Genomic DNA, 4471 nt, shown 5'->3' on the forward strand with positions numbered 1-4471 from the left:
CCGGCCAGCCGATGCTCGCGCCTTACCCGGCGGACAAGCGTAACCAGTCCACCAAGAACTTCGAGCTCGACCGTTCCATCAGCCACACCAAGCAGCAGCAGGGCAAGATCAATCGCCTGTCGGTGTCGGTGGTGGTCGATGACCAGGTCAAGGTCAACGCCGCTGACGGTGCCATCACCCGCGCGCCATGGAGCGCCGATGAATTGGCGCGCTTTACCCGCCTGGTGCAGGACGCCGTCGGTTTCGACGCCAGCCGTGGCGACAGCGTCAGCGTGATCAACATGCCATTCTCCGTCGAGCGCGGCGAAGTGATCGCCGACCCGGCGTTCTACACCCAGCCGTGGTTCTGGGACATCGTCAAGCAAGTGCTGGGGGTGTTGTTCATCCTGGTGCTGGTGTTCGGCGTGCTGCGCCCGGTGCTCAACAACATCACCGGTGGCAGCAAGAAACAGCTCGCCCTGGCCGGTGGCGACGTCGAGTTGGGCGGCATGGGCGGCCTGGACGGCGAGTTGGCCAACGACCGCGTCAGCCTGGGCGGCCCGCAAAGCATCCTGTTGCCAAGCCCGAGCGAAGGCTATGACGCTCAGTTGAACGCAATCAAGAGTCTGGTGGCAGAAGACCCGGGCCGTGTGGCCCAGGTCGTGAAAGAGTGGATTAACGCTGATGAATGATCGAGTCGCTGTGGCCAAGCTTTCCCGGGTCGACAAAGCCGCCGTGCTGCTGCTGTCGCTGGGCGAAACCGACGCTGCCCAAGTGCTGCGCCACATGGGCCCCAAAGAGGTCCAGCGCGTGGGCGTGGCCATGGCGCAGATGCGCAATGTGCACCGCGAGCAAGTCGAGCAGGTGATGAGCGAGTTCGTCGAGATCGTCGGCGACCAGACCAGCCTGGGCGTCGGCTCCGACAGCTACATCCGCAAAATGCTCACCTCGGCCCTGGGCGAAGACAAGGCCAACGGCCTGATCGACCGCATCCTGCTGGGCGGCAACACCAGCGGTCTGGACAGCCTCAAATGGATGGAGCCGCGCGCCGTCGCCGACGTGATCCGCTACGAGCACCCGCAGATCCAGGCCATCGTCGTCGCCTACCTTGACCCGGACCAGGCCGGTGAAGTGCTCGGCCACTTCGACCATAAAGTGCGCCTGGACATCATCCTGCGCGTGTCGTCGCTGAACACCGTGCAGCCGGCGGCGCTCAAGGAACTCAACACGATTCTCGAGAAACAGTTCTCGGGCAACTCGAATGCCTCGCGCACCACCCTGGGTGGCATCAAGCGGGCGGCCGACATCATGAACTTCCTCGACAGCTCGGTCGAAGGCCAGCTGATGGACTCGATCCGCGAGATTGACGACACCCTGTCCGGCCAGATCGAAGACCTGATGTTCGTGTTCAACAACCTGGCCGATGTCGACGACCGTGGCATCCAGGCGTTGCTGCGCGAAGTGTCGTCCGACGTGCTGGTGCTGGCGCTCAAGGGCTCGGACGAGGGCGTCAAGGAGAAGATCTTCAAGAACATGTCCAAGCGTGCCTCCGAACTGCTGCGCGACGACCTCGAAGCCAAGGGCCCGGTACGCGTCAGCGACGTGGAAACCGCGCAGAAAGAAATCCTCACCATTGCCCGCCGTATGGCCGAAGCCGGAGAAATCGTTCTCGGCGGGAAGGGCGGCGAAGAAATGATCTAAGGCGCCCCGCATGTCGAACAAAGATGAGACGCCCAGCGATCTGATTCGCGCGCGGGATGTCGGCGGGTTCGACATCTGGTCGTTGCCCAGCTTCGACCCCCACGTGCCGCAGCCAGAGCCTGAACCGGTGCAGGAAGCGCCGGCGCAGATGGAAGAAGTGCCGCTGGAAGAAGTCCAGCCGCTGACCCTTGAAGAATTGGAAGCCATCCGCCAGGAGGCTTACAACGAAGGCTTCGCGGCGGGTGAAAAAGATGGTTTTCGCAGCACCACCCTCAAGGTCCGTCAGGAGGCTCAAGACGCCCTCAGCGTCAAGCTGGGCAGCCTGGAGCGCTTGATGGGCAACCTGTTCGACCCCATCGCCGAACAAGACTCGCAGCTGGAAAAATCCATGGTCGGTCTGCTGCAGCACATCACCCGCCAGGTGATCCAGCGTGAACTGGTGCTCGATTCCAGCCAGATCGAAAGCGTGATGCGCGAAGCCCTCAAGCTGCTGCCCCTGGGCGTGGGCAATGTGCGGCTGTACATCAACCCGCAGGATTTCGAGCAGGTGAAAGCCTTGCGCGAGCGCCATGAAGAAACCTGGCGCATCGTCGAGGACGCCGCGCTGCTGCCTGGCGGTTGCCGCGTCGAGACCGAGCACAGCCGCATCGATGCCACGGTGGAAACCCGCATCAGCCAGATCATGGCCAAGCTGTTCGACCAGTTGCATGAACAGGCGCTGCACCCGGCCGAGCCTGACCTGAGCGTTGACCTGGACGCCACCGATGCGCCTTGATCGCACCAGCTTCGCCAAGCGCCTGGACAGCTACGCCGAGGCCACGCAGTTGCCCGGCCAGCCAGTCCTCGAAGGGCGCCTGTTGCGCATGGTCGGCCTGACGCTTGAGGCCGAGGGCTTGCGCGCCGCCATGGGCAGCCGCTGCATGGTGATCAACGACGACAGCTACCATCCGGTGCAGGTCGAAGCCGAAGTGATGGGCTTTTCCGGTAACAAGATTTTCCTGATGCCGGTGGGCAGCCTCGCCGGTATCGCTCCGGGTGCCCGTGTGGTGCCCCTGGCCGACACCGGGCGCTTGCCGATGGGCATGAGCATGCTCGGCCGTGTACTCGATGGCGCCGGGCGTGCGCTGGATGGCAAGGGCGGCATGAAGGCCGAGGACTGGGTGCCGATGGACGGCCCCACCATCAACCCGCTCAACCGCAACCCCATCAGCGTGCCGCTGGACGTGGGCATTCGCAGCATCAACGGTTTATTGACGGTCGGTCGCGGCCAGCGCCTGGGCCTGTTCGCCGGTACCGGTGTGGGTAAGTCGGTGTTGCTGGGCATGATGACGCGCTTTACCGAGGCCGACATCATCGTGGTCGGACTGATCGGCGAGCGGGGCCGTGAGGTCAAGGAATTCATCGAGCACAGCCTGGGTGAAGAAGGCCTCAAGCGTTCCGTCGTCGTCGCCTCTCCGGCGGATGACGCACCGCTGATGCGCCTGCGCGCCGCCATGTACTGCACGCGCATCGCCGAATATTTTCGCGACAAGGGCAAGAATGTCCTGTTGCTGATGGACTCGCTCACCCGTTTCGCCCAGGCCCAGCGCGAGATCGCCCTGGCCATCGGCGAGCCACCCGCGACCAAGGGTTATCCGCCGTCGGTGTTCGCCAAACTGCCCAAGCTGGTGGAGCGTGCCGGTAACGCCGAGGCCGGCGGGGGCTCGATCACCGCGTTCTACACGGTGTTGTCCGAAGGCGATGACCAGCAGGACCCGATTGCCGACTCGGCGCGGGGCGTGCTCGATGGGCACATCGTGCTGTCGCGACGCCTGGCGGAAGAGGGGCACTACCCGGCCATCGATATCGAAGCGTCCATCAGCCGGGTGATGCCGGCGGTGGTCACGCCGGAACACATGGCCCGCGCACAATACTTCAAGCAACTGTGGTCGCGTTACCAGCAGAGCCGCGACCTGATCAGCGTCGGCGCCTACGTGGCCGGTGGCGATCGCGAGACCGACCTGGCCATTGCCCTGCAGCCGCAATTGGTGACTTACCTGCGCCAGGGGCTTAACGACAAGATCAGCATGGGCGAAAGCGAAGCGCATCTGCAGTCCATCTTCGCCCCCGCGCCGGGCGGCTAACCCATGGCCAACAGCCGCGCCGCGCGCCTGGCCCCGGTGGTGGAAATGGCCGAAAAGGCCGAAAAAACCGCCGTGCAGCGCCTGGGGTATTTCCAGGGCCAGGTGCGCCTGGCGGAGAGCAAACTGGGCGACCTTGAGCGCTTTCGCCTCGAATATCAGCAACAGTGGATCGAACGCGGCAGCAAGGGCGTGTCGGGCCAGTGGCTGATGGGGTATCAGGGCTTTCTCAATCAGCTGGAAACCGCCGTCGGCCAACAGCGCCAGAGCCTGGCCTGGCACCAGAACAACCTCGACAAGGCCCGCGAGAGCTGGCAACAGGCGTTTGCCCGCGTCGAGGGGTTGCGCAAGCTGGTGCAGCGCTATATCGATGAAGCGCGGGCGATTGAAGACAAGCGCGAGCAGAAGTTGCTCGATGAACTGTCCCAGCGCCTTCCGCGCCAGGAACCGTTCTAACCAACGCAGCAGGAAAAAATGTGGGAGGGGGCTTGCCCTCGATGGTGGTGTGTCAGTCAAAAGATGCAGTGACTGACACTCGGCAATCGGGGCATAGGTATCTACACAACTCAGCAGCGCCCAACCGTAACCACGATGCGAAGCGAGCCGCTCTTGATCTGGCTTTTGATCTTGATCTCAGGCGCCCCGTTAAACCACGCTGGCCGAACGCAGGC

At 63.6% G+C, this 4471-nt stretch carries 5 protein-coding genes; all 5 read left to right on the top strand.

All coding sequences use genetic code 11. The features are described 5' to 3' along the window. A partial coding sequence (locus BFP96_RS14525) for a flagellar M-ring protein FliF C-terminal domain-containing protein (RefSeq protein WP_305885261.1) occupies positions 1-671 on the top strand: 671 nt, incomplete at its 5' end. Beyond that, complete coding sequence (fliG, locus tag BFP96_RS14530) at positions 664-1680, top strand: flagellar motor switch protein FliG (RefSeq protein WP_057721344.1); 1017 nt, start codon at positions 664-666, stop codon at positions 1678-1680. The genes BFP96_RS14525 and fliG, both read left to right, overlap by 8 nt. A gap of 10 nt (positions 1681-1690) precedes the next feature. Next, positions 1691-2455 (top strand): flagellar assembly protein FliH, encoded by a 765-nt coding sequence (fliH, locus tag BFP96_RS14535; RefSeq protein ID WP_065893764.1) that lies wholly within the window; start codon positions 1691-1693, stop codon positions 2453-2455. After that, positions 2445-3803 (top strand): flagellar protein export ATPase FliI, encoded by a 1359-nt coding sequence (fliI, locus tag BFP96_RS14540; RefSeq protein WP_065884549.1) that lies wholly within the window; start codon positions 2445-2447, stop codon positions 3801-3803. Before fliH ends, fliI begins: the two co-directional genes overlap by 11 nt. Before the next feature lie 3 nt (positions 3804-3806). Next, positions 3807-4256, top strand: coding sequence for a flagellar export protein FliJ (fliJ, locus tag BFP96_RS14545; protein ID WP_065884550.1), 450 nt, complete (start codon positions 3807-3809; stop codon positions 4254-4256). Positions 4257-4471 lie beyond the last annotated feature (215 nt).

The organism is Pseudomonas sp. 34 E 7, from assembly GCF_900005715.1.
Lineage (GTDB): Bacteria > Pseudomonadota > Gammaproteobacteria > Pseudomonadales > Pseudomonadaceae > Aquipseudomonas > Aquipseudomonas orientalis_A.